General features: G+C 74.2%; 7 protein-coding genes. 5 read left to right on the top strand and 2 right to left on the bottom strand.

The window, feature by feature from the left end:
* Positions 1–32 precede the first annotated feature (32 nt).
* The gene (gene miaB, locus ACI79Z_RS22725; protein WP_456904208.1) at positions 33–1,484 is read right to left on the bottom strand and encodes a tRNA (N6-isopentenyl adenosine(37)-C2)-methylthiotransferase MiaB; all 1,452 of its coding nucleotides are present in this window, start codon (positions 1,482–1,484) and stop codon (positions 33–35) included.
* A 112-nt stretch (positions 1,485–1,596) separates the two neighbouring features.
* On the opposite strand from miaB, the gene ACI79Z_RS22720 reads away from it, so the two are divergent.
* The 5 genes from ACI79Z_RS22720 (at position 1,597) to ACI79Z_RS22700 (ending at position 5,530) form a co-directional block, all read left to right on the top strand.
* Positions 1,597–2,352: an amino acid ABC transporter ATP-binding protein gene (locus tag ACI79Z_RS22720; RefSeq protein ID WP_387993657.1), complete on the top strand. Its 756-nt coding sequence runs from the start codon at positions 1,597–1,599 to the stop codon at positions 2,350–2,352.
* Between the two features lie 20 nt (positions 2,353–2,372).
* On the top strand, positions 2,373–3,266 hold the full coding sequence (locus ACI79Z_RS22715) for a glutamate ABC transporter substrate-binding protein (RefSeq protein ID WP_387993660.1): 894 nt from the start codon (positions 2,373–2,375) through the stop codon (positions 3,264–3,266).
* A gap of 85 nt (positions 3,267–3,351) precedes the next feature.
* On the top strand, positions 3,352–4,002 hold the full coding sequence (locus ACI79Z_RS22710) for an amino acid ABC transporter permease (protein WP_387993663.1): 651 nt from the start codon (positions 3,352–3,354) through the stop codon (positions 4,000–4,002).
* Positions 3,999–4,892, top strand: coding sequence for an amino acid ABC transporter permease (locus tag ACI79Z_RS22705; protein ID WP_456904205.1), 894 nt, complete (start codon positions 3,999–4,001; stop codon positions 4,890–4,892). The genes ACI79Z_RS22710 and ACI79Z_RS22705 overlap by 4 nt, the downstream gene beginning before the upstream one ends.
* 110 nt (positions 4,893–5,002) lie before the next feature.
* Positions 5,003–5,530 (top strand): hypothetical protein, encoded by a 528-nt coding sequence (locus tag ACI79Z_RS22700; RefSeq protein WP_456904203.1) that lies wholly within the window; start codon positions 5,003–5,005, stop codon positions 5,528–5,530.
* A gap of 81 nt (positions 5,531–5,611) precedes the next feature.
* On the opposite strand, the gene ACI79Z_RS22695 is transcribed toward ACI79Z_RS22700, so the two are convergent.
* Positions 5,612–6,115, bottom strand: a complete 504-nt coding sequence (locus tag ACI79Z_RS22695) for a regulatory protein RecX (RefSeq protein ID WP_387993671.1) — start codon at positions 6,113–6,115, stop codon at positions 5,612–5,614.
* Positions 6,116–6,332: the final 217 nt, after the last annotated feature.

The raw sequence follows: 6,332 nt of genomic DNA, 5'->3' as shown, positions 1-6,332 counted from the left end.
CCGCCCGGGGATCCGGGCGGGCCCCTCCCGTGTCAGGCGGGTGCGCCGATGCGCGGCATGCCGAGCAGCACGCCGGGCGTGGTCGGGCGGGTGCCGGCCTCGTGCGCGTCGCCGGCGCGGGTGCGGCGGTGCGACAGCAGCGGGCCGTCGGCGACCAGGTGGTGCGGCGCGGCCGCGGTGACGACGGTCTCGACGACGTCACCGGGTCGCACGCCCTCGCCGCCGGCGAAGTGCACCAGCCGCCCGTCGCGGGCGCGGCCGCTCATCCGGCCGGTGCGGGCGTCCTTGCTGCCCTCCCCCGCGGCGGCCAGCAGCTCCACCGTGCGGCCGACCTGCGCGCGGTTCTCCGCCCAGCTGATCTCGTCCTGCAGCGCGGTCAGCCGCAGGTAGCGCTCCTGCACGACCTCCTTGGGCAGCTGGCCGTCCATCGTGGCGGCCGGCGTCCCGGGACGCTTGGAGTACTGGAAGGTGAACGCGCTCGCGAAGCGGGCCCGCCGCACCACCTCGAGGGTCTGCTCGAAGTCGGCCTCGGTCTCGCCGGGGAACCCGACGATGATGTCCGTGGTGATCGCGGCGTCCGGCATGGCGGCGCGGACCCGGTCGATGATCCCGAGGTAGCGGTCCTGCCGGTAGCCGCGGCGCATCCGGCGCAGCACGTCGTCGGACCCCGACTGCAGCGGCATGTGCAGCTGGTGGCACACCGCCGGCGTCTCGGCCATCGCCTCGATGACGTCGTCGGTGAACTCCCGCGGGTGCGGGCTGGTGAACCGGAGCCGCTCCAGGCCCTCGATCCGGCCGGCGGCGCGCAGCAGGTCGGCGAACGCGCCCCGGTCCCGGAACTCGACGCCGTAGGCGTTGACGTTCTGCCCGAGCAGGGTCACCTCGAGCACGCCCTGGTCGACCAGCGCCTGCACCTCGGCCAGGATCTCGCCCGGCCGGCGGTCCTTCTCCTTGCCGCGCAGCGCCGGGACGATGCAGAACGTGCAGGTGTTGTTGCAGCCGACGCTGATCGACACCCACCCGGAGTAGGCGGAGTCCCGCTTGGCCGGCAGCGTCGAGGGGAAGACCTCGAGCGCCTCGGCGATCTCCACCTGCGCCTCGGCGTTGTGCCGGGCCCGCTCCAGCAGCGCCGGCAGCGACCCGACGTTGTGCGTCCCGAAGACGACGTCGACCCACGGCGCCCGCTGCACGATCTCGCCGCGGTCCTTCTGCGCCAGGCACCCGCCGACGGCGATCTGCATGCCCGGGTGCGCGTCCTTCACCGGGCGCAGGTGGCCGAGGTTGCCGTAGAGGCGGTTGTCGGCGTTCTCCCGCACGGCGCAGGTGTTGAGCACGACGACGTCGGCGTCCTCGCCCTCGGGCGCCGCCGCGTAGCCGGCGGCCTCCAGCAGCCCGGACAGCCGCTCGGAGTCGTGCACGTTCATCTGGCACCCGTAGGTGCGCACCCGGTAGGTGCGCGGCGGGCTGGCGACCTCGGTTCCCATGACGCCTGCGAGGGTACGGCGCGACACCGGTCACACGGCGTCACCGCCTTCGTTACTCGACCGTGACGCCCCCGGGACGTCGGCACCTGCTCACGGCCCTAGGGTTCCGGACGTGACCAGCCAGCTCGCCGGAGGACCTCTCGTCCAGCTGACCGGCGTCAACAAGTGGTTCGGTGACCTGCACGTCCTGCAGGACATCGACCTCTCGATCGACCGCGGCGAGGTCGTCGTGGTCATCGGGCCGTCCGGGTCGGGCAAGTCGACGCTGTGCCGCGCGATCAACCGGCTGGAGGCCATCCAGCAGGGCGAGATCCGCATCGACGGCGAGAAGCTGCCCGAGGAGGGCAAGGCGCTCGCCCGGCTGCGCAGCGACGTCGGGATGGTCTTCCAGAGCTTCAACCTCTTCGCCCACAAGACGATCCTCGAGAACGTCACCCTCGCCCCGACGCGCGTGCGCCGGATGCCGAAGGCCGACGCCGAGCGGCGGGCGCGCGAGCTGCTCGACCGGGTCGGCGTCGGGCACCAGGCCGACAAGTACCCCGCCCAGCTGTCGGGCGGCCAGCAGCAGCGCGTGGCCATCGCCCGCGCGCTGGCCATGGACCCCAAGGTCATCCTCTTCGACGAGCCGACGTCGGCCCTCGACCCCGAGATGATCAACGAGGTCCTCGACGTCATGACCTCACTGGCCCGCGAGGGCATGACGATGGTCGTCGTCACCCACGAGATGGGCTTCGCCCGCCGGGCGGCCAACCGGGTGGTGTTCATGGACGGCGGCCGGATCGTCGAGTCCGCCGACCCGGAGACCTTCTTCACCAGCCCGCGCTCGGAGCGGGCCCGCGACTTCCTGTCCAAGATCCTCAACCACTGACCCACCCGGGAGGACACCCCATGCGCAGCACCCGACGGCTCGCGGCCCTGGCCACCCTCGGCCTGGCCCTGGCCGCCTGCTCCAGCGAGGCGGGCACCCAGGCCGAGGAGTCGGCCGAGAACACCGCCGAGGTCCAGGAGGACGTCGAGTTCGAGGCCGGCACGACGATGGCCGAGCTCAACGAGGCCGGTGCCATCACCATCGGCACCAAGTTCGACCAGCCCGGCTTCGGCCTGCTCAACCCGCAGACCGGGGACCCCGAGGGCTTCGACGTCGAGATCGCCAAGATCGTCGCGGCCGAGCTGGGCATCCCGGAGGACGGCATCACCTGGACCGAGACGGTGTCGGCCAACCGGGAGCCGTTCATCCAGAACGGCCAGGTCGACATGGTCGTGGCCACCTACACGATCAACGACGCCCGCAAGCAGGTCGTGGACTTCGCCGGGCCGTACTACATCGCGGGCCAGGACATCATGGTCGCCGAGGGCAACCCCGAGGGCATCGAGGGCCCCGACGACCTGGCCGGGAAGACCGTGTGCTCGGTCGAGGGCTCGACGCCCGCGCAGAACATCCGGGACAACTACCCGCAGGCCCAGCTGGTCACCTACGACGTCTACTCCAAGTGCGCCGACGACCTGCGCAACGGCAACGTGCAGGCGGTGACGACGGACAACGTCATCCTCACCGGCCTGGTCGCCGGCAGCGACGGCGCCTTCGAGCTGGTGGGCAACCCGTTCACCGAGGAGCCCTACGGCATCGGGCTCGAGCTCGGTGACACGGACTTCCGCAACTTCATCAACGACGTCCTCGAGGAGTCCTTCGAGGACGGCCGCTGGGCCGACGCGTGGGACCGCACCGCCGGCTCCATCACCGGCGAGGAGGCCCCCGAGCCGCCGACGGTCGACCGGTACTGATCCCACTCGACCCGGACGGACGCGACGCCGCCGGGCGGGCTCCCGCCCGGCGGCGTCGCCCCGTCCCCGACCTCTCGAGGGCGCGGTGCAGTTCCTCAGCGACAACTCCGACCTGTTGTGGAGCGCGTTCCTGACGACGCTCTCCCTCGCCGTCGTCAGCGGCGTGTGCGCCCTGGTGCTCGGCACCGTGCTCGCGGGCATGCGGGTGAGCCCCGTCCCGCCGCTGCGCGGGCTGGCGACCTTCTACGTCGAGGTCTTCCGCAACACCCCGCTGACGGTGGTGTTCTTCTTCCTCGCCTTCGGCATCGTGCAGATCGACCTGCAGTTCCCGAGCCGGTTCGTCACCGCCGTCGCCGCGCTGTCGCTCTACACCGCCGCGTTCGTCTGCGAGGCGCTGCGCTCGGGCATCAACGCCGTCCCGCCGGGGCAGGCGGAGGCCGCCCGCGCGCTGGGCCTGACCTTCGGCCAGTCGCTGCGCCAGGTGGTGCTCCCCCAGGCCTTCCGCACCGTGGTGCCGCCGCTGGGCAACGTGTGGATCGCGCTGGCGAAGAACACCTCGATCGCCGCCGGCTTCGCGGTGACGGACCTGACCGCCGCCCTGCAGCGGCTGGCCAACACCAACGCCGACCAGCTGCTCGCCGTGTTCGCCGCGGTCGTCGCCGGCTACCTGGTCATCACACTGCCCTCCGCCTGGCTGATCCGGGTGGTCGAGAACCGGGTGGCGATCGTCCGATGAGCAGCACCGTCCTGTTCGACCTGCCCGGCCCGCAGGCCCGCCGTCGCCAGCGGATCGGCACCGTCGTCGGCGCGCTGGTCATCGCGGCCCTCGTCGGGTGGGCGCTGTGGCGCCTGGGCGTCAACGGCCAGCTCGAGCCCGACCGCTGGGCCATCCTGTTCGACCCGGCGTCCGGGGTGCCGCAGGCGCTGTGGGAGGGCCTGGTCAACACCCTCGCCGCGGCCGCCGTCGGCATGGTGCTGGCCACCCTGCTCGGCGCGCTGCTCGCCGTGGGGCGGCTGTCCGACCACGCCTGGGTGCGGGCCCCGGTCGGTGTGGTGATCGAGTTCTTCCGCGCCGTGCCGCTGCTGATCCTGATCCTGTTCTGCCTGCTGTTCCTGCCGACCGTCGGCGTCCCGATGACCGCGTTCCGCGCGCTGGTCCTCGGCCTGACGCTCTACAACATGGCCGTGCTGGCCGAGATCTTCCGCGCCGGCATCCTGTCGGTGGACCGCGGGCAGCGGGAGGCGGCCTTCGCCCTCGGCATGCGCAAGACGCAGGTCATGACCCTGGTCCTGCTGCCCCAGGCGGTGCGGCGGATGCTGCCGGTGCTGGTGGCCCAGCTGGTGGTGCTGCTCAAGGACTCGTCGCTGGGCTTCATCGTCGGCTACGTCGAGCTGCTGCGGACCGCCCGGAGCCTGGTGGAGTTCTTCGCCTTCTCCTTCGGCAACACCTACACGTTCCAGCTGTACGTGGCCGCCGCGGTGATCTACATCGTGGTCAACGTGCTGCTGTCCTGGCTGGCCAGGTACGTGGAGAAGCGCACCCGGCGGAACACGAAGGCGGCCGCGGCCAAGGACGTCGAGCTGCCCGCCGACGTGCAGATGGGCGGGGGCGGCGGGCCGGTCTGACCCGGGGGCCGCGGGACACGGAACGGTCACGCGGCGTCCCGTCCGCCCCGCCGCGCACCCGGGGCGCGCGGGTGGTCAGCCCGCGCGGCGGGGCTGCCGAGAGGGGACCCGTGGACACCGCTCTCCGCCCCGCCGTGCCGCCGCTGCCCTCGGTGGTGCGCCTGCCCGAGGGACAGGTCGACGTCGCCCAGGACTTCGTGAACCGCCTGCGCGCGGCCGCCGTGCAGTTCGCCGTCGCCGCCGGTGCCCAGACCGCCGTGGTCCGCGAGGCCGTGCCGCCGGCCCGGCACCGGCGGGCCCGCTGCCGGGTGGTGCTGCGCGCCGCCGACGGCAGCGAGCGCGACCTGACCTTCCTCGGCCCGGTCAGCCGGCCGGCCGTGCTGCCCGACCGCACGTTCGAGCAGCAGATCCAGCAGTGGCTGGCCGCCCGGGTGGGCGACGGGGGCGAGTGGCTGGTGGCCGACGACGAGGCGCCCGACGGCGTCGCCGTGGACCTCACCGCGTGGACCGGCCGGCCCGCGGCGGCCGGCCTGCCGACCCAGGCGATGCCGCTGCAGAGGGCCCAGGCGGTCCCGGGGCCCGCGCACGCGCCGGCGACCGAGGCGGTGCCCGCCGTCGCCACCCCGCTCGCGGGCTGACCCCACTCCGGACGGACAGCGGCCGGTCGCCCCGAGGGCGGCCGGCCGCTGTCGTTCCGTGGACGGACGGGGACGGGCCCGTCAGAGGTCGGCGTCGTCCCAGCCCGCGGAGTCCTCGTCGGTGTCGGTGCCGAAGCCGGTCTCGTCCATGACCTCGCGCACCACGCCCGCGGCCAGGCCGCCGTTGTAGCCCTTGCGCGCGAGCATCCCGACCAGCCGGCGGGTGGCGGTGACCCGGTCCACCCGGCGCAGCGCCGGGAGCCGGCGCTCCACCAGGTGGCGGGCGGCGGCCCGCTCGTCCTCCTCGTCGACCTGCGCGAGGGCCTGCTCGGCGTCCTCGCCGTCGACGCCCTTCGCGCGCAGCTCGGCCCGCAGCGCCCGCCGGGCCAGGCCGCGGCCGGCCTGCCGGGAGCTCACCCACGCGCGGGCGAAGGCGGCGTCGTCGATGAGCCCGACGTCGCCGAACCGGTCGAGGACCGCGGTCGCGGCCTCCTCCGGGACGCCGCGGCGCTCGAGCAGGTCGGCCAGCTGCCGGCGGGTCCTGGCCGCGCCGGTCAGGGCCCGCAGGCAGATGGCCCGGGCCACCGACTCCGGGTCCCCCGGGTCGTCGGCGTCGCGGTCCCAGGGGACGGGTGCGGTTCCCGCACCGGCGGCGGCCGGGCCGTCCGGGTCAGGGGACGGCCCGGACCGCCGCCGCCCGCGCCCACCCCGGCCCGGGGGGGGGCGGGGGGGGGGGGGCCCGGCGCGGGGGGGCGGGGGGGGGGGGGGGGGGGGGGGGGGGGGCGGGGGGGGGGGGGGGGGG

Source organism: Geodermatophilus sp. SYSU D00663, from assembly GCF_054050655.1.
The sequence above is the reverse complement of the archived record's forward strand: the minus strand, read 5'-3'. Positions and strand labels throughout refer to the sequence as shown.